This is a genomic window from Phreatobacter stygius, from assembly GCF_005144885.1.
GTDB classification, from domain to species: Bacteria; Pseudomonadota; Alphaproteobacteria; order Rhizobiales; family Phreatobacteraceae; genus Phreatobacter; species Phreatobacter stygius.
Map to the genome: position 1 here is coordinate 2,492,032 of NZ_CP039690.1, position 17,348 is coordinate 2,509,379.

The window sequence follows — 17,348 nt, forward strand, 5'->3', positions numbered from 1 at the left end:
GATCGTCGAACCCTTCAGTCGGTCAGCCAGGTCAGCTCGACGATGAACTGGGCGCCCGGCACCTCGTCGGCCGTCCCCTCGCACATGATCCGGTCGCCGTCCGGCGTGCCGATCAGCCGGACGTGAACCTCGTCCTGGCCGAAGATCGTCTGCAGGCCCCGGCCCTGGCTGTGCCGATAGGTCCTGACCTCGAGCGTCACCCGGTTGCCCTCGTGGCCCTGCGTGCCGGTATAATAGAAGCCGCCGTCGCCGCCCCAGACCCGGCCGCCCTGGATGTGCAGCACGCCCGTGCCCCAGCCGAGCGGGCTCTGGAAGCGCAGCCTGTAAATCCCGTCACGCATATCGCGGGAGCCCTTTCCTGCCGCAAACCAGCAGGCTGACTAACCGTTCGGCGTGCCGCCGTCCATGCGCGGCGTGGCAGGGCCCGCGTGCTACGCCAGCCAGCGCTTGCGCCGGCGATAATGTTTCACCGCGTGGTAGTCGACCTTGTGATTGCCGCCGAGATAGGCCTCGGCGACATCGGGATTGCTGCTCAGCACCTCGGCCGCACCGCCCATCAGGATACGACCGTTCTCGATCAGATAGGCCTGTTCGGCGATGTCGAGTGCGGCCGCCGCGTTCTGTTCGACCAGCAGCACGGCGACGCCGCTGTCGGCATTGATGCTGCGGACGATGTCGAAGATCTCGTCGACCAGGAAGGGGGCGAGGCCGAGGCTCGGCTCGTCGAGCATCAGGAGTTTCGGTTCGGTCATCAGCGCCCGGCCGATGGCCAGCATCTGCTGCTCGCCGCCGGACAGGTAGCCGGCTTTCGCCTTGGCGCGCTGCTTCAGCCGCGGGAACATGCCGAAGACCTTGTCGATCAGCGCCGTGACATGGCCGCGGTCGCGATGCATGGAGGCCGCCGCGATCAGGTTCTCCTCCGGCGTCAGATGACCGAAGACGCGCCGGCCTTCCAGCACATGGGCAATGCCGCGCCTGACCCGGTCGGGCGGATCGAGCGCCAGGATGTCCTCGCCGGCAAAGCTCACCTCGCCGCGCGACACCTCGCCGCGCTCGGGCTTCAAGAGGCCGCTGATCGATTTCAGGATCGTGCTCTTGCCCGCCCCATTGGCGCCGAGCAGCGCCACGAGGCCACGCTCCGGCACCTCGATCGACACGCCTTTGACCGCCAGGAAGACGCGGTCATAGACCACCTCGACATTGTTGAGCGTGAGAAGGGCCATTCGGAACTCCGCTTAGATCCCGCTCCCCGGACCGCCGAAGCGATCGCGGGAAGCGGGACATATCCATGCATTCGGGCGCGCTCAGGCCGTCACTTGCCCGACCTGCGGAACTCTTCCGAATATTTGCGGATCTCGGCCCAGACGATGTCCTGGTTGGCGGTGAACCAGTCGGTCGCCGGCACGAATTTCGCGCCGTCCCAACGGGAGATCCGGCCGAGGCCGCCGCCCTGATGGTCTTCCTTGCTCACCGTCGTCGGCGGCAGCAATCCCTCGGCGGTGAAGTTGCTGATCGACCGCAGACCCTCGTTCAACCAGGGTCCGGTGACAGGGCCGTTCGGGGCTTTTTCGAAGGCCTTGCGGACGCCCTCGACCATCAACGAACCCATCTGGACGCCGTAATTGTAATAGCTGGTGCCGACCTTGGCCTCCGGACCCGCACCTTTGCCCTTGGCCACCACCTCGGCCAGGATGTCGCGGATCGGCTTCGGCTCGCGGCCGCTGACGCAGGGCTCGACCTTCAGGACGCCTTTGGCCGCCTCGCGGCCGACCACGTCCATGTCCGATTCCGAGATCCAGACGCTGGATGAGACACGGTCCATGCGCATGCCGTTGCGGATGGCTTCGGTCAGCGCCACGGTCTGGCCGACGCCGGCGCCCCAGAAGATGACGAAATCCGGCCTTGCCCGGCGCACCTGCGGCCAGATCGCGGCCTGGTCGTTGCCCGGCGGCGTGTAGGGGAAGGGCAGGAGCTCGAAACCGAGGCGCTGGGCCAGGACCTGCAGGATCGGCAGGGGCTCCTTGCCGAAGGGCGTGTCGATATGGACGAACACCACCTTCTTGCCGCGCAGGTTGCCGTTCTCGATCTGGCGGAAATAGTCGATGATCAGGCCGGCCTGGGTCCAGTAATTGATCGACAGCGGCAGCACGTAGGGAAAGCTCGTGCCGTCGGCCGCGTCGCTGCGTCCGGAATAGGCGGTCACCAGATTGACCTTGTCTTCCAGCGCGCGCGGCACCAGCGCTCGCGCCACCGGCGTCGACAGCGGGTCGATCAGCACCGAGCCCTCGCGCTTGCCGCGCTCGTAGGCCTCGATCGCCCGTGGCAGGTCGTTGGCATGATCCGACACGTCGGCGACGATGCGGTAGCCGTTGATGCCGCCGCGCTCGTTGACCAGGGTGAAATAGTCGCGCTGGCCCTGGTTATATTCCGAGGTCACGAAGGTGTAGATGCGCGTGAAGTCCTGGGACAGCGTGAACCGGACGACCTTTTCCTGGGCGAAGGCGCCCGTGGTGGAAACGGCCGGCGCGGCGAGCGCTGCCGCGGTCCCGGACAAGAAGATGCGACGGTTGACTGACATGACGTGTTTCCTCCGCCCTTTGTTTTGGTGCCGTTACCGTTGGGCGTGGCGGAACGGCCAGACGAGCAGATAATTCCGGAGATTGTCGTAGATCTTGGCGAGACCGAGCGGCTCGTAGAGCAGGAAGCCGATGACCAGCGCGCCATAGGCCATCAGGGGCACGTGGGCCCTGAGATCGATCGACATGCTGACCCCGAGCGTGGTCGAGATCAGGCCCATCAGGTTGTTCAGGACGATCGGCGCGAACAGGATGAGTGCTGCGCCGAAGAACGGCCCGAGCACGCTGCCGAGACCGCCGACGATCACCATGGCGAGCAGCTGGATCGACAATTCGATGTGGAACTGGTCCGGCGACACGGCGCGCAAATAACAGACCGCCAGAACCGAGCCGACGACGCCGCCGATGAACGAACTGACCCAGAAGGCGAGCAGCTTGTATTTGAAGGTGCTGACGCCGAGGATCTGCGCGGCATAGTCCTTCTCGCGCACCGCGGCCAGCGCCCGGCCGAAGCTGGTCCGGCGCACGTTGAGCATGAACAGGGTGACCAGGACGCAGACCGACAGCGCGACGAAATAGGTCTCGACGTCGCCGCGCACGCTGAATCCGAGGAAGCGCACCGGCGGCACCTGGATGGTGGCAAGCGAGCCGCCGCTGATCGCCGGGGTCTGCGAGATGACGAAATCGACGATATACTGCATGGCGAGCGTCGCCATGGCGAGATAGATGCCTTTGACGCGCAGCGCCGCGGCGCCGAAGATAATGCCGATGGTGGCGCTCAACAGGCCACCGGCGATCATCGCGATCTCCAGCGGCACGCCGTAGCGTACCAGATGCACCGAGCCATAGGCGCCGATCGCCATGACCGCGCCATAGCCGAGATGGATCTGGCCGGCACCGCCCATCACCAGGTTGAGCCCGAGCGCCGCGGTCGACCAGATCAGCCAGGGCAGCAGATAGCCGGCAAGATAGAGCCGGTCGAGGGTGAACGGCGCGAGCACCAGGAAGCCGAGCACCAGCAGGATCAGCCAGCGGTCGAACCGCAAGGGGAAGAGCTGGCGCTCGTCCTGGTAACGGGTGTGTCGGATGCCGGCGCGCCTGTAGAACATGGGACCCTAGACTCTCTCGATGTGCTCGCGGCCGAACAGGCCGTGAGGCTTCAGGAGCAAGGTGAGAAGGATGATGACGGAGGCGACGATGTCGCGGGTGCCGCCGCCGACAATGGGATCGATGATGCCGGTGGCGAGGCTTTCGGCGACCCCGACGATCAGTCCGGCAACCAGCACGCCGGGAATCGAATCGAGCCCGCCGAGAATGGCGATCGCCAGCGCCTTGATCAGCAAGAGCGACAGCGACCAGTCGACCCCTGGGTCGCCCCCCACAGGATGCCGGCGCCGGTGGCGGTCATCGCGCCGAGACCCCAGGCCACCGCGATGGCCTTTTCGACGCGGATGCCGACCGACCAGGAGGCGGTCTGGTCGTCGGCCACCGCGCGCATGACGATGCCGTAGCGCGAATTGAAGAACAGCAGCGACAAGAGGATCAGGCAGAACGAGATCGATCCGCCGATCATGGTCGAGCGGTTGATCAGCATTTCGCCAATGAAGATGGGCGTCTGGGGTATGCCGATATCGAGCCGCTTGACCGCCGCGCCGAACACCCCGGGCATCAGCCCGCGCAGCAGGATCTCGATGCCGAGCGTCAGCATGATGGTCATGATGACAGGCTGGCCGATCATCCGGCGCAGCGCGACGCGCTCGACCATGGTGCCGGCAAAGAACATGACGACGAGGGCCAGGGCAATGGCGAGCCACATCGGCGCGCCGAGACCCGCCGAGATCGCCCAGGTAATATAGGCACCGGTCATGCCGATGGCACCCTGCGCCAGATTGGCGAGGCCCGAGGTCTTGTAGATCAGCACGATGCCGAGCGAGACCAGCGCATACATCAGGCCGACAAAAGCGCCGCTGATGGCGAGTTCGGTGATGAGGATGAAATCCATCAGACGGGAACCTCGCTGATCGTGAGCGTGCGCCGGATCATCCCGTGCTCGCCGCTCTCATAGGTGATCGCGGCGTCGAACACGGTCTGCCGCTCGGTGCCGTAGAGCGCGTGGATCAGCGCGCCATAGGTGGTCTCGATGACGTTGCGGCGGAGCTTGCGCGTGCGGGTGATCTCGCCGTCGTCGGCGTCGAAATCCTTGTGCAGGTTGACGAAGCGGCGAACCCTCAGGCCCTCCGGCTGCAGCGTGTTGACATGGGCGACCACCGTCCCGATCAGGTCCATGACCTCGGGCTTCTGCGACAGGTCCGCATAGGAGGTGTAGGAGATCCGCCGCTCTTCGGCCCAGTGGCCGACCGCGTCGAAATCGATGCAGACGATAGCGGTGAGCCGGTCGCGCCCGGCGCCGATGACCGCGACATTGCGGATATAGGGGCTGAACTTCAGGCGGTTCTCGATGAAGTTCGGGATGTAGCGCTCGCCGGCCGCTGTCCGCACGACTTCGCTGACCCGGCCGAGCACGATGAGGTCACCGTCCTCGTCGATGAAGCCGGCGTCGCCGGTATGCAGCCAGCCGTCGACAATCGCCTTGGCGGTGCCTTCGGCGTCGTCGAAATAGCCCGAGATCACCGAGGGCGACTTGACCAGGATCTCGCCTGACTCGTCGATCTTCAGTTCGACGCCGGCCATCGGCCGCCCGACCGTGTGCAGCTTCACCCGGCCTTCCGCCTGGGCCGCGGTCAGGGCGCAGGTTTCGGTCTGGCCGTAGAACTGCTTCAGCTTGATGCCGAGCGCCCGGAAGAACAGGAAGGTGTCCTCACCCAGCGCCTCGCCGCCGGTGAAGGCTCGCTCGGCCCGGCCAAGCCCGAGATAGTCGCGCAAGGGTGCGTAGACCAGCACCTCGCCCACCCCATTGATCAACCGTTCGCCGATGCTCGGCTGGCCGCCGGCGAGCCGCTTGCGCTCCAGCGCCACGGCATGCGGCATGAAGATGTCGAACAGCTTGCGTTTCAGCGGCGTCGAATTCTTCATGCCGACCTGGATGCGGGTCAGCATCTGGTCCCAGGCGCGTGGCGCGGCGAGATAGAAGGTCGGCGCCACCTCGCGCAGGTCGTGCATGACCGTTTCCTGCCGCTCGGGAATGTTGATGGTGGCGACCATCATCAGCCCGGCGCCGAGCGTGAAGACGAAGTCGCCGACCCAGGCGGTCGGCAGATAGGCGAACAGTTCCTCGTGGGCGTGGAAATAGCCGCTCTCGGCCGCGTTCAGCACGCCGCGCGTGACATTGCGATGGCTGAGCGGAATGCCTTTCGGCTGGCCGGTCGTGCCCGACGAGTGCAGCAGCACGGTGACGTCGTCGGGACCGGCGCGCCCGATCAGTTCGGCGGCGAGCCCCGGCTCGCGCTCGAGCCGCGCCCGCCCTTCGGCGATAACAGCCTCGAACGACACGATGCCCGCGTCGGCATAGGTGCCGAGCCCGCGCGGGTCGTCATAGATGATGGTCGTCGGCCGGCCGATCCTGGCGCGCAGGTCGAGGAGCTTGTCGACCTGTTCCTGGTCTTCGGCGACCGCGATGATCGGCGCGCCGTGGCGGGTCGAGACGACGAGTTCGTCGAGCGGCACGTCGGGATAGACGGGCGAGGGAAAGGCACGGAGCACATTCGCCGCCAGCATGGAGAAATAGAGCCTGGGGCGATTGTCGCCGATGACGATCAGCGCCGCGCCCGGTGCCAGGCCGCGGGCCTCGAGCGCAACCGCCATGGCCAGGACCTCGGCCAGCACCTCGCGCCAGTTCAGCTCCTGCCAGACGCCGTATTTGCGTTCGCGAAAGGCGACGCGATCGCCGGATTCGGCGGCATTGCGGGCGAGCGCCGCGACCAGGGTCGCCGGCTGCCCGTCGGCATGTTTGGCCCAGCTCACCGGCACCGGAAGCTTCGTCAGGGGGGCGTTCATCATGCCGCTCCCTGCTGGTGGCGCTTGGCGGCGCGCTCGCCGAGATAGGCCGAGACGACGCGCGGATGCGAAATCGCCTCCTGCGGCTTGCCTTCGGAAATGATCTCGCCATAGCTGAGCACGACGACCCGGTCGCAGATCGCGGTGACCACATCCATGTGGTGCTCGATGATCAGGATGGTGACGCCGCGCGCCTCGCGGGCATCCAGAATGAAGCGGGCGATATATTCCTTCTCTTCCTGGTTCATGCCGGCCATCGGCTCGTCCAGGATCAGGAAACGCGGCTCGGCGACCAGCGCGCGCGCCAGCTCGACGCGTTTCTGCAGGCCGAGCGGGATCACGTCGACCGGCTCGTCGCGGATGTCCTGCAACTGCATGAACTCGATGACTTCCTCGACGACGCGACGGTTCGCCAGCTCCTCGCGCTGCGCCCACCACCAATAGAAGAAGGTGCCGAGCGCGCTCGGCTTCATATGGACGTGGCGGCCGATCAGGATGTTGTCGAGAACGCTCATGCCCTTGAACAAAGCGAGGTTCTGGAACGTGCGGGCGACGCCGCGCCGGGCAATGGCATGCGGCGCGACATGGGTGATGTTCTCGCCGAACAGGGTCACGGTGCCGGCATTGGGCGGGTAGAAGCCGGTCACCACATTGACCAGCGTGGTCTTGCCGCTGCCGTTCGGACCGACCAGGCCGAAGATCTCACCCTCACGGACGTCGAGCGAGGTGCCTTTCAGCGCCTTCAGCCCACCGAACGAGCGCTCGATATCGCGACAGGCCAGCACGACCGGTCGGTCGGTCGAAGGCGTGGTGTCGATGCTGGTTGCGTTCATGACCCGCCTCACATCCTGAAGACGCCGTAATGAGGATCCTTGCCGGGCGCATTGAGCGCCGCGGACAAGGCGATGGCCAGCGCGTTGCGGGTGTCGACGGGATCCAGAATGCCGTCGTCCCAGATCTCCGAGGTCGAATAATAGGCGCTCGACTGGCGCCGGTATTCATCCAGGATCGGCTCGCGGATCGCCGCGATGCCGCCGGTGTCCAATTGTTCGCCGTTGCGGGCCAACTGCCGGATCTTGATGTCGGCCAGCACGTTGGACGCCTGTTCGGCGCCCATCACCGAGATCTGGCTCTGCGGCCACATGAACAGGAAGCGCGGGTCGAAGGCGCGGCCCGACATGCCGTAATTGCCGGCGCCGAACGAACCATTGACCACCACGGTGATCTTCGGCACCTCGAGGCCGGCGACCGCCATGATCATCTTGGCGCCGTCCTTGGTGATGCCGCGATGCTCATACTCGCGGCCGACCATGTATCCGGTGATATTCTGCAGGAACAGCACCGGGGTCCGGTTCTGGTCGCAGAGCTGCATGAAATGCGCGCCCTTGAGCGCGCTGTCGTTGAACAGCACGCCGTTATTGGCGAGGATGCCGACCGGGCAGCCCCAGATATGGGCGAAGCCGCAGATCAGCGTCGTGCCGTAAGCCGGCTGATATTCGTGGAACCGGCTGCCGTCGACGAGGCGCGCGATCACCTCGCGCATGTCGAACTGCACCTTGATGTCGCGTGGGATGACACCGTAGAGCTCGTCCGGGTCATAGGCCGGCGGCTCGGGCGTTGCCCAGTCGACCGCGGCCTTGGCGCGCTTGGGAAACGTGCCGACGATCTCGCGCGCAATCGCGATGGCGTGGCGCTCGTTGCTGGCGGGATAGTCGGCCGTGCCGGAAATCCGCGTATGCACGTCGGCGCCACCGAGCTCCTCGACCGTCACCTCTTCGCCGGTCGCGGCCTTCACCAGCGGCGGGCCACCGAGGAAGATCGCGCCGGTGCCCTTGACGATGACGTTATATTCGCTGAGCGCCGGCACATAGGCACCGCCCGCCGTGCAATGGCCGAGCACGATCGCCACTTGCGGCACGCCCATTTTCGACAAGGTCGCCTGGTTGCGGAAGATCCGGCCGGCGAGATAGCGGTCGCCGAACAGTTCCGCCTGCAGCGGCAGGAAGCCGCCGGCGCTGTCGCACAGATGCACCACCGGCAACCGGTTCTCGATGGCGATATCCAGCGTCCGGACGATCTTCTTGACCGACAGGGGATACCAGGCGCCGCCTTTCACGCTGGCGTCGTCGGCATGGATGATCACCTCGCGGCCCGAGACGATGCCGATGCCGGAGACGACGCCGGCGCCCGGCACGTCGCCGTCATAGGCGTGCCCGGCGGCGAGCGTCGACAGTTCGAGGAAGGGCGTGCCGGGATCGAGCAGCGCCTCGATCCGGTCGCGCACGAACATCTTGTTCTGGCGCGCCAGGCGCTGCAGGTCGCGCTCGGGGCGGATCAGCCGGGCGTCGCGCTGACGGTTCCTGAGTTCCGCCGCAAGGCCCCGGTTATGGGCGAGATTGGCCTGAAACTCGGCCGAGCGCGTGTCCAGCGACGAGATGATCTTGCGCATGTCAGGCCTCGCTCGCGGTCAGGCTGACCAGCGGCGCATCGCGATCGAAGCTTTGGCCCTCGCTGACATGGATGTCGCCGATCCGGCCGTCCTGCCAGGCGCGGATGGTGGTCTCGAGTTTCATGCTCTCGATCACCAGGATCGGATCGCCGACCGCGACCGCCTGGCCAAGCACCGCATCGATGCGCACCACCGTGCCGGGCATTGGCGCCCGCGCCATGTCGGCGCCGCCGCTCGCATCCGCATCGGCGAAGCGCCGGGCCGGGTCGAGATGGCGAATGACATGGGACCGGCCGCCGACATGGACATGCAGGAGCTCGCCCTCGATCGCCACGAGCATCGGCTCGGAGACCCCGTCGACCGTCAGCATCTGGCGCAGGCCGCCCTCGGCCGACAGCGCCACGCGCGCCTCACCGCCATCGCGGTGCAGCCGATAACCCGCACCCTCACGGGCGAGCCAGAGCTCGATCTCGGATCCGGCAATGTCGAAAGCGTGCCGCATGTCAGTTCCGCCAGGCGCCAATGGAGGCATGAAGGGTGGGGACGGCATCGGCCCCGTCGCGCACCGCGCGGGTCGAAAGCGCAGCGACCGCCAGAAGCTTCAGTTCGGTCACCCGATCGAGCGGCGGCTCGGCCGCCAGCGACGGGTTCTCGTCGAGCCAGCCGGTATGAACCTCGCCGGCGGCAAAGGCCGGGTCGGCGATGAGCCGGCCAAGGAAGGCCATATTGGTCTCGCAGCCGAGCAGGGCGAAATCGGCGAGCGCCCGGCGGGCACGGTCGATCGCTTGGCCACGGTCGGCGCCGTGGACGATCAGTTTGGCCAGCATCGGATCGAAGGCGGTGGTCACCCTTTGCCCTTGGCCGAAACCGGCATCGACCCGGACACCTTCGCCTTGCGGCAATTCCAGCGCCAGGATCCGGCCGGTGGTCGGGGTGAAGCCGCGCGAGGCGGATTCGGCATAGACCCGGAGTTCGATGGAATGGCCCGACGACGTGACATCGGCCTGCGAGAAGGCCAGGGCCTCGCCGCCTGCGACCCGCAGCTGCTGCTCGACCAGGTCGATGCCGGTGACCATTTCGGTGACCGGGTGCTCGACCTGCAGGCGGGTGTTCATTTCCAGGAAATAGAACTGGCCGTCGCCGAAGATGAATTCGACCGTACCGGCATTGCGATAGCCGGCGGCGCGCGCGATGCCGGCGGCGGTTTCGCAAATGCGCTCCCGCAAGGCCGGGCTGAGTGCCGGCGACGGCGTTTCCTCGACGATCTTCTGGAAGCGGCGCTGGACCGAACACTCGCGCTCGCCCAGATGCACGACATGGCCATGGGCGTCGCCCAGCACCTGAACCTCGATATGGCGGGGCCGCTCGACGAAACGTTCGACATAGAGCCGGCCGTCACCGAAATAGCGGGTGCCTTCGCTGCGCGCCTGGATGATCTCCTGCTCGAGCAGGGCCATGTCGCGGACGATGCGCATGCCCTTGCCGCCGCCGCCGGCGGATGGCTTGACCAGCAGCGGCGCGCCGAGCGCGCGGGCCCGCTCGACGAAGCTTGCCGGGTCGTCATCCTCGATCGCCGAGGGCGCTACCGGAAAACCGTGCTCGACGACAAAGGCACGGGCCCGGATCTTGTCGCCCATCAGATCGATCGCCTCGGGCGTCGGCCCGACGAAGACGAGGCCGGCCGCCGCCACGGCACGGGCAAAACCGGCATTTTCCGACAGGAAGCCGTAGCCCGGATGGATCGCCTGGGCACCCGAGCGCCGGGCCGCATCGATGATCTGCGCCCCGTCGAGATAGGCGGCAACCCCGGTGCGCCCCTCGATGCCCACCACCATGTCGGCGGCCTCCGCCGCCGGCGAGCCGGCATCGGCCTCGTGGCAGACCACCACGGTGCGCAGGCCCAGGCGTTTGGCCGAGCGGATGATCCTGAGCGCGATCTCGCCGCGATTGGCGACCAGCAGCGTGTCGAAGGGCAAGCGGCTCATGACGCGGCTCCGGCATCCCGCCGGGCGATCAGGCCGTAGCGCAAGAGCTCGACGAGATTGCGCGCGGTGGCGTCGACATCATGCGGACGGCCATTGACCGCCGCCCAGGAGCGGTGTTCGACGGCGCCGAAAATGACGTCACGCACCAGGCGGATGTCGATATCGGCGCGCACCTCGCCGGTCGCGACGCCGGCTTCGATGATGCGGATCAGGATCGAGGTATAACGGCGGTTCAATTCGTGTACCGGCGAGCCCTGGTAGTCGCTGGCGGTCCGCACTTCCGAGATGAACAGCCGGCAAAGGTCCGCATCGGCGACGAAGGCCACCAGATGCCGGTGGATCAGGTCGTGCAGGCGGGTCTCGAACGGCGCATCGCGGGTGGCGATGATCTCGAGGTCGACCATGGTCCGCTCGTAGAAGGCGCGCAGCACTTCGTTGAGCAGGTCGCGCTTGTTCTGGAAGTAGCGATAGGCCAGCCCGTCCGAGACGCCGGCGGCGCGCGCGATATCGGCAATGGAGGTGCCCTCGAAGCCCTTCTCGGCAAAGGCCTGCTTGGCCGCCGAGAGGATCGAATCGCGGCGATCCTGCATTCGTTTTGCGCTGATCACAGGCATGAGCACGCCTGTGCCGCGGCCGGGCCGCGCCAGTCCCTGAACATGATGTCCTCCCCCGGAGCGCCTCTTGTCGGAGACTGGGCGCTTGCCAAGTTGCCCATAGTGAATATTATTCATTGAAGCATGTCAACACGCCCAAAGCGGCGAAAACGTCCTGGGGAGGACATTATGGACACGACCGGGACATCCGGACGAAACCGTGCGGCATCGGCCTTCGAGCTATCGGCCGATCAGCAGGAAATCCTTGATCTGGCATCGCGATTCGGCCGCGACGAACTGCTCGCGCTGCAGCCGCGCATGGACGACGAGGAATGGTGGCCGCCGGAGGCCATGCCGGCGCTGGCCAAGATGGGTTTCCTCGGCGTGACGGTGCCGGAGGAGCTCGGCGGCAGCGGTTCGGACTTCTTCACCTCGGCGCTGATCACCCAAGGCCTGGCGCGCTACAACCCGGCGATCGCGCTCTCCTATGTCGCCCATGAAAACCTCTGCCTGAACAATATCGCGCGCAATGCCAGCGCCGAGGTCAAGCGCCGGGTCGTGCCGGGGCTCTGCGACGGCACCAAGATCGGCGCGCTCGCGCTGACCGAGCCCGGCGCCGGCTCCGACGCGCTTGGCTCGATGGCCACCACCGCCAGGCTGGACGGCGACAGCTACGTGCTCAACGGCCGCAAGCTCTTCATCACCAACGGCCCGGTCGCCGATATCGTGCTGGTCTATGCCAAGACCGACCGGGCCCGGGGCGCCAAGGGCATTTCCGCCTTCATCGTCGAGAAGGGCACGCCCGGTTTCGCGGTGGCCCAGAAGCTCGACAAGATGGGCTTTCGCGGCTCGACCACCGCCGAGCTGACCTTCGACGACTGCCGCGTGCCGGCCGCCAACATGGTCGGCGCCGAGCACCGGGGTGTCGCGGTGGTCATGAGCGGGCTCGACCTCGAGCGCGCCATCGTCGCCATGATCAATGTCGGCATGGCCGAGCGGGCCCTGGAGCTCGCCATCGACTATGCCAAGACACGCGAGCAGTTCGGCCGCAAGATCGGCGAGTTCCAGCTGGTCCAGGGCAAGCTTGCCGAGATGTATGTCACGGTCGAAGCGATGAAGGCGCTGTGCTACCGCACCCTCGCCGAGGCGAACGACCTGGAAGAGGGCGCGGGCGGCCGCGGCGAGATCCACAAGATCACCGCCGCCGCGATCATGTTTGCCGCCGAAGGCTGCAGCAAAGTGGTCGCCGACGCGGTGCAGATCTTCGGCGGCGCCGGCTACATGCGCGAGACCGAGGTCAACCGGCTCTACCGTGCCTCCAAGCTGCTGGAAATCGGTGCCGGCACCACCGAGATCCGCAAGCTGATCATTGCCGGCGAGCTGCTGCGCTGACCGGCGGTATCCGGCGTCAGGGCTCGAATCGCGGCGTCCGCCGCTCCAGGAAGGCGGCAATGCCTTCCCGGAAATCGGCTGTCGCTGCCCGCTCGATGAACGAGACCTTTTCGGCGGCGAGCTGTTCGGCGAAATCTGCCGTCACCGCCGCGCCGACCAGCCGCTTGACCGCCGCCGTCGCGCCATGGGCGCCGCCGGCGATCTTGCGCGCCATGGCGAGCGCTTCGGCCTCGACATCGCCCGCCGGCACCACGCGATTGACCAGGCCGAGCGCCAGCGCCGTGTGCGCATCCATCGGCTCGTTCAGCAGCATGACTTCCATGGCGCGGCGCGCCCCGAGCAGCCGGGTCAGCGACCAGGTGGTGCCGCCATCGGGGCTCGTGCCGATCTTGGTATAGGCGGAGAGGAAACTCGCATCGTCCGCCGCCACGCCGAGGTCGCAGGCGAGCGCCAGGCCAAGGCCGCCGCCGGCGACCGGCCCTTGCAGTGCCGCAATGACCGGCTGCGGCATTTGCCTGATCGCCAGCATGGCGGCATGGAACAGGTCGATCAGCTGGGTCGCGGCGGCCGGCGCTTTTTCCGGGTCCCGGTGGAACAAGGTGAGATCGCCGCCGGCCATGAAGGACCGGCCGGCGCCGGCGAGCACGACAACTCGGATCGTGGCGTCGGCCGCGATGCGCCGGAGCGCCGCCAGCAGGCCCTCGCCCATGGCGATGTCGAGCACGTTCAGCTGCTTCGGCCGGTTGAGCCGGATGACCGCGATCGGGCCATCGACGCTGGTGAGCACCGGTGCCTCAGTGCTGCTCTGCGCGAGCGGCGCGGCTTCCTTGGACATGACTTCCTCCTTGTGGCGCCCTTGAACCTCGGGCGATTTCGGGTAGAGTTCAGCAAAAATGAATAACATTCAATGGGAGAAAACGATGACTGATGTCCGCGTCGAAACGCGGGGACAGGCGCTTTGGCTCACGATCGATCGCGAGGCCAAGCGCAACGCCCTGGATGATGCCGTGCTGCATGCCCTGCGCGAGGGCGTCGAGAGCGCCGGCGGCCGCGACGGCATCCGGGCGGTGGTCATCACCGGCGCCGGTTCGAAGGTCTTCTGCGCCGGCGGCAATCTGAAACAGGATGCCGAAGGCGACCCCTTCCGGGTCGATCCCAACCGGCTCGACAATCCGGTCGCCCTGCTGCTCAGGGCGATCGAGGACTGCCCGGTGGCGACCATCGCCAGGGTCAATGGCCATGCGCTTGGCGGCGGCTTCGGGCTCGTCTGCGCCTGCGACTTCGCCATTGCCGCCGACCACGCCCGGCTCGGCACGCCGGAGATCAGTCTCGGCCTGTTCCCGCTGATGATCCTGCCCTCGATCCTGCGCGTCTTGTCGCGCCGCGACGCGGCAAAGCTCTGCATGACCGGCAAGCCGATCTCGGCGGCGGAAGCGCAGGCGATCGGTGCCGTCAACGAGGCGCTGCCGGAAACCGGGCTCGATGCCGCGATCGACACGCTCGTCGCCTCACTTGCCGGCGGCGCGCCGACCGCCATGCGCTTCGGCCGTCGCGCGCTCAATACCATTGCTGAGATGCCCTATCTCGCCGGGCTGGAATATGCCCAGCGCGTCTTGCCTCTGCTGGCCAAGACCGACGACGCGATCGAGGGCTTCAAGGCCTTCAACGAAAGGCGCGCGCCGCGTTGGGTGACATCATGAGCGATCAGGCCAAGACCATTCGAATCGGCTGCGCCTCGGGCTTCTGGGGCGATACGCCGGCCGGCGCCCGGCAATTGGTCGAGCGCGGCGAAATCGACTATCTGGTCTTCGACTATCTCGCCGAGATCACGCTGGCGCTGCTCGCCCGGATCCGCGCGAAGCGGCCGGAGCTCGGCTTCGTGCCGGATTTCGTCGACACCGTCGCGGCGCTGCTGCCCGACATCATGGCGCGCGGCATTCGCGTCGTGTCGAATGGCGGCGGCATGAACCCCGAGGCTGCCGCGGCCGAGCTTGGCCGGCGCGCGGCGGCCCTTGGCCTTGCCCCGAAAATCGCGGTCGTGACCGGCGACGATCTCTTGCCGCGCCTCGAGGAGTTCCGGGCGGCTGGCGTCAGCGAGATGTTCACCGGCGCGCCTCTCCCGGAAAAACTGACCAGCGCCAATGCCTATCTCGGCGCCGGGCCGATCGCCTTCGCGCTCGCCCGCGGCGCCGACATCGTGATCACCGGGCGCTGTGTCGATTCGGCTGTCACGCTCGGCGCGCTGATGCATGAATTCGGCTGGGCGCCGACCGATTACGACCGGCTTTCCGCCGGCAGCCTGGCTGGCCACCTGCTCGAATGTGGCGCCCAGGCGACCGGCGGTCTCGCCACCGACTGGGCCGACGTGCCCGGCTGGGACGACATGGGCTTTCCGATTGCCGAATGCCGCGCCGACGGTCGATTCCTGATCACCAAACCGCCGGCGACCGGCGGGCTGATCACGCCGCTCAACGTCGCCGAACAGATGCTCTACGAGATCGGCGACCCCAAGGCCTATCTCCTGCCCGATGTCGCCTGCGATTTCAGCCAGGTCGTGATGACCGAGGCTGGCCCCGACCAGGTCCTGGTCACCGGCGCGCGCGGCCGGGCACCGACCGGCAGCCTGAAGGTCAGCGCCACCTTTGCCGAGGGCTTCCGCACCATCGGCACGGTGACCATCGCCGGCCGCGATGCGGCGCCCAAGGCCAGGCGGACCGGCGAAGCCATCATCGCGCGCGCCCGCCGGCTGGTCGCCGAGGCCGGTCTTGCCGATTTCCGCGAAACCTCGATCGAAGTCCTCGGCAGCGAGGCCACCTATGGCGACCAGGCCCGCCCCGAGGCGCTGGCAAGCCGCGAGGTCGTGCTGAAGATCGGCGCCCGGCACGATGCCGAAGCGCCACTCGCCATGCTCGCCCGCGAGATCGCGCCGGCCGCGACCGCCATGGCCCAGGGCCTGACCGGCTTCTTCGCCGGGCGCCCTGGCGTCCAGCCGGTTCTGCGCGGCTATTCGTTTCTGGTGCCCGCGGAAAAAGTGCCGGCCAGCGTCGCAATCGATGGGCAACGATATGATTTGCCGGCAACCGATTCACGTGAAACGCCAGCGCCCGAGCCGGGCGGGGTATCACCCGAGCCGGCTGTTCCGGCGACTGCCACGACCGTGCCGCTGATCGCGTTGGCCGTCGGCCGCAGCGGCGACAAGGGCAATTCCGCCAATATCGGCGTGATCGCGCGAAAGCCGGAATACCTGCCCTTCATCCGCGCCGCACTGACGCCGGAGCAGATCAGGGACTATTTCCGCCAGACCGGCGTCACCCACGTCGAACGCTTCGAACTGCCCGGCATGAACGCGCTGAATTTCCTGCTGCATGACTGCCTCGGCGGCGGCGGCATCGCCTCCCTGCGCATCGATCCGCAAGGCAAGGCCTTCGCCCAGATGCTGATGGATATCGCCATTCCCGTTCCAACCGATCTCGCGGAACTCGCACGCGGAGCGCGCCGGCCATGACCCAGACATCGCCTCATGCGACCGGCAGCGATGCCGACCTGATCACCGCGCCGCTGACCTATCGCGCCGATCTCCTGAAGGACCAGGTGGTGCTGGTCTCGGGCGCCGGCAGCGGCATCGGCAAGGCCATCGCCGTCCAATGCGCCAGGCTCGGCGCCAGGCTCGCGATTTGCGGCCGCAAGGCCGACAAGCTGGAGGCGACCGCCGAGCTGATCCGCGGCCTTGGCGGCGAGGTCCTGGTGCGGCCAGCCTCGATTCGCGATGCCGATGATGTCGGCCGGCTTCACGCCGAAGTCTGGCAGCGCTTCGGCCGGCTCGACCATCTCGTCAACAATGCCGGCGGCCAGTTTCCGCAGGCCGCGATCGATTATTCGGTGAAGGGCTGGAACGCCGTCATCGACACCAATCTGACTGGCACCTGGCACATGATGCAGGCCGCCGCCCGCGGCTGGCGCGACCATGGCACTCCGGGCTCGATCATCAATATCGTCACCGTGATCTGGCGCGGCATGCCGGGCGTCGCTCATACCTGCGCGGCGCGCGCCGGCGTCATCTACCTGTCCAAGACGGTCGCGATCGAATGGGCGCCACTCAACATCCGGGTCAATTGCGTGGCCCCCGGCGCCATCGCCACCGAGGGCATGGATGTCTATTCCGATGAGGCGCAACGTGACCTGCCGCGCTCCAACCTGATGCAGCGCTTCGGCCAGGCCCGCGATGTCGCCGACGCCGTCACCTATCTCGCCGGCCCGAGCGGCGCCTTCGTCACCGGCGAGGTCATGGTGGTCGACGGCGGCAACCAGGTCTGGGGCGACCAGTGGACCATCCCGCGTCCCGATTATTTCGGCGGCCAGCGACCCTGACCCGAACGGGCCTGGCATTGTGACGCAACAG

The 17,348-nt window shown here is 67.0% G+C and carries 17 protein-coding genes; 4 read left to right on the forward strand and 13 right to left on the reverse strand.

From position 1 onward, the window contains the following. Window positions 1-14: 14 nt before the first annotated feature. The 12 genes from E8M01_RS11450 to E8M01_RS11500 all read right to left on the reverse strand — a co-directional run bounded on the left by E8M01_RS11450 (window position 15) and on the right by E8M01_RS11500 (window position 11,554). Window positions 15-341, reverse strand: coding sequence for a GrlR family regulatory protein (locus E8M01_RS11450; RefSeq protein WP_136960235.1), 327 nt, complete (start codon window positions 339-341; stop codon window positions 15-17). A gap of 90 nt (window positions 342-431) precedes the next feature. Next, entirely contained in the window at window positions 432-1,223 is a 792-nt protein-coding gene (locus E8M01_RS11455; RefSeq protein WP_136960236.1) for an ABC transporter ATP-binding protein, read from the reverse strand. An 89-nt stretch (window positions 1,224-1,312) separates the two neighbouring features. Further along, a complete protein-coding gene (locus E8M01_RS11460) occupies window positions 1,313-2,578 on the reverse strand; it encodes an ABC transporter substrate-binding protein (RefSeq protein ID WP_136960237.1) in 1,266 nt (421 codons plus the stop codon). A gap of 33 nt (window positions 2,579-2,611) precedes the next feature. Then, the gene (locus tag E8M01_RS11465; RefSeq protein WP_136960238.1) at window positions 2,612-3,685 is read right to left on the reverse strand and encodes a branched-chain amino acid ABC transporter permease; all 1,074 of its coding nucleotides are present in this window, start codon (window positions 3,683-3,685) and stop codon (window positions 2,612-2,614) included. A 6-nt stretch (window positions 3,686-3,691) separates the two neighbouring features. Next, window positions 3,692-3,919: an ABC transporter permease gene (locus E8M01_RS35530; RefSeq protein ID WP_246088686.1), complete on the reverse strand. Its 228-nt coding sequence runs from the start codon at window positions 3,917-3,919 to the stop codon at window positions 3,692-3,694. Then, window positions 3,913-4,578, reverse strand: a complete 666-nt coding sequence (locus E8M01_RS11470) for a branched-chain amino acid ABC transporter permease (protein ID WP_246088687.1) — start codon at window positions 4,576-4,578, stop codon at window positions 3,913-3,915. The genes E8M01_RS35530 and E8M01_RS11470 overlap by 7 nt, the downstream gene beginning before the upstream one ends. After that, window positions 4,578-6,530, reverse strand: coding sequence for an AMP-dependent synthetase/ligase (locus E8M01_RS11475; protein ID WP_136960239.1), 1,953 nt, complete (start codon window positions 6,528-6,530; stop codon window positions 4,578-4,580). Before E8M01_RS11475 ends, E8M01_RS11470 begins: the two co-directional genes overlap by 1 nt. Further along, window positions 6,530-7,363: an ABC transporter ATP-binding protein gene (locus E8M01_RS11480; protein ID WP_136960240.1), complete on the reverse strand. Its 834-nt coding sequence runs from the start codon at window positions 7,361-7,363 to the stop codon at window positions 6,530-6,532. The genes E8M01_RS11475 and E8M01_RS11480 overlap by 1 nt, the downstream gene beginning before the upstream one ends. 8 nt (window positions 7,364-7,371) lie before the next feature. Then, window positions 7,372-8,979: an acyl-CoA carboxylase subunit beta gene (locus E8M01_RS11485; protein ID WP_136960241.1), complete on the reverse strand. Its 1,608-nt coding sequence runs from the start codon at window positions 8,977-8,979 to the stop codon at window positions 7,372-7,374. A gap of 1 nt (window position 8,980) precedes the next feature. Beyond that, on the reverse strand, window positions 8,981-9,481 hold the full coding sequence (locus E8M01_RS11490) for an acyl-CoA carboxylase biotin carboxyl carrier protein subunit (protein ID WP_170181861.1): 501 nt from the start codon (window positions 9,479-9,481) through the stop codon (window positions 8,981-8,983). Between the two features lies 1 nt (window position 9,482). Continuing rightward, a complete protein-coding gene (locus E8M01_RS11495; RefSeq protein WP_136960243.1) occupies window positions 9,483-10,964 on the reverse strand; it encodes an acetyl-CoA carboxylase biotin carboxylase subunit in 1,482 nt (493 codons plus the stop codon). Next, window positions 10,961-11,554 carry a TetR/AcrR family transcriptional regulator gene (locus E8M01_RS11500; protein ID WP_170181862.1) on the reverse strand — a complete coding sequence of 198 codons (594 nt, stop codon included), beginning with the start codon at window positions 11,552-11,554 and terminating at the stop codon, window positions 10,961-10,963. Before E8M01_RS11500 ends, E8M01_RS11495 begins: the two co-directional genes overlap by 4 nt. A gap of 192 nt (window positions 11,555-11,746) precedes the next feature. Here E8M01_RS11500 and E8M01_RS11505 point away from each other — a divergent pair, with 192 nt between their 5' ends. After that, window positions 11,747-12,949: an acyl-CoA dehydrogenase family protein gene (locus E8M01_RS11505; protein WP_136960245.1), complete on the forward strand. Its 1,203-nt coding sequence runs from the start codon at window positions 11,747-11,749 to the stop codon at window positions 12,947-12,949. Window positions 12,950-12,965: 16 nt separating this feature from the next. Here E8M01_RS11505 and E8M01_RS11510 read toward each other — a convergent pair whose 3' ends face one another. Next, complete coding sequence (locus tag E8M01_RS11510; RefSeq protein ID WP_136960246.1) at window positions 12,966-13,784, reverse strand: enoyl-CoA hydratase/isomerase family protein; 819 nt, start codon at window positions 13,782-13,784, stop codon at window positions 12,966-12,968. Between the two features lie 85 nt (window positions 13,785-13,869). On the opposite strand from E8M01_RS11510, the gene E8M01_RS11515 reads away from it, so the two are divergent. The 3 genes from E8M01_RS11515 to E8M01_RS11525 are packed head-to-tail and all read left to right on the forward strand — an operon-like array spanning window position 13,870 to window position 17,317. Next, window positions 13,870-14,649, forward strand: coding sequence for an enoyl-CoA hydratase-related protein (locus E8M01_RS11515; protein WP_170181863.1), 780 nt, complete (start codon window positions 13,870-13,872; stop codon window positions 14,647-14,649). After that, a complete protein-coding gene (locus tag E8M01_RS11520; RefSeq protein ID WP_136960248.1) occupies window positions 14,646-16,454 on the forward strand; it encodes an acyclic terpene utilization AtuA family protein in 1,809 nt (602 codons plus the stop codon). Before E8M01_RS11515 ends, E8M01_RS11520 begins: the two co-directional genes overlap by 4 nt. After that, the gene (locus E8M01_RS11525) at window positions 16,451-17,317 is read left to right on the forward strand and encodes an SDR family oxidoreductase (protein WP_136960249.1); all 867 of its coding nucleotides are present in this window, start codon (window positions 16,451-16,453) and stop codon (window positions 17,315-17,317) included. The genes E8M01_RS11520 and E8M01_RS11525 overlap by 4 nt, the downstream gene beginning before the upstream one ends. Window positions 17,318-17,348 lie beyond the last annotated feature (31 nt).

Bases quoted from the DNA above. Each gene is read 5' to 3' on its own strand.
- E8M01_RS11450 (WP_136960235.1), bottom strand. From the start codon at position 341: ATGCGTGACGGGATTTACAGGCTGCGCTTCCAGAGCCCGCTCGGCTGG.
- E8M01_RS11465 (WP_136960238.1), bottom strand. From the start codon at position 3,685: ATGTTCTACAGGCGCGCCGGCATCCGACACACCCGTTACCAGGACGAG.
- E8M01_RS11485 (WP_136960241.1), bottom strand. From the start codon at position 8,979: ATGCGCAAGATCATCTCGTCGCTGGACACGCGCTCGGCCGAGTTTCAG.
- E8M01_RS11470 (WP_246088687.1), bottom strand. From the start codon at position 4,578: ATGGATTTCATCCTCATCACCGAACTCGCCATCAGCGGCGCTTTTGTC.
- E8M01_RS11500 (WP_170181862.1), bottom strand. From the start codon at position 11,554: ATGCAGGATCGCCGCGATTCGATCCTCTCGGCGGCCAAGCAGGCCTTT.
- E8M01_RS11495 (WP_136960243.1), bottom strand. From the start codon at position 10,964: ATGAGCCGCTTGCCCTTCGACACGCTGCTGGTCGCCAATCGCGGCGAG.
- E8M01_RS11520 (WP_136960248.1), top strand. From the start codon at position 14,646: ATGAGCGATCAGGCCAAGACCATTCGAATCGGCTGCGCCTCGGGCTTC.
- E8M01_RS11480 (WP_136960240.1), bottom strand. From the start codon at position 7,363: ATGAACGCAACCAGCATCGACACCACGCCTTCGACCGACCGACCGGTC.
- E8M01_RS11490 (WP_170181861.1), bottom strand. From the start codon at position 9,481: ATGCGGCACGCTTTCGACATTGCCGGATCCGAGATCGAGCTCTGGCTC.
- E8M01_RS11475 (WP_136960239.1), bottom strand. From the start codon at position 6,530: ATGAACGCCCCCCTGACGAAGCTTCCGGTGCCGGTGAGCTGGGCCAAA.
- E8M01_RS11515 (WP_170181863.1), top strand. From the start codon at position 13,870: ATGACTGATGTCCGCGTCGAAACGCGGGGACAGGCGCTTTGGCTCACG.
- E8M01_RS11510 (WP_136960246.1), bottom strand. From the start codon at position 13,784: ATGTCCAAGGAAGCCGCGCCGCTCGCGCAGAGCAGCACTGAGGCACCG.
- E8M01_RS11505 (WP_136960245.1), top strand. From the start codon at position 11,747: ATGGACACGACCGGGACATCCGGACGAAACCGTGCGGCATCGGCCTTC.
- E8M01_RS11460 (WP_136960237.1), bottom strand. From the start codon at position 2,578: ATGTCAGTCAACCGTCGCATCTTCTTGTCCGGGACCGCGGCAGCGCTC.
- E8M01_RS11455 (WP_136960236.1), bottom strand. From the start codon at position 1,223: ATGGCCCTTCTCACGCTCAACAATGTCGAGGTGGTCTATGACCGCGTC.
- E8M01_RS11525 (WP_136960249.1), top strand. From the start codon at position 16,451: ATGACCCAGACATCGCCTCATGCGACCGGCAGCGATGCCGACCTGATC.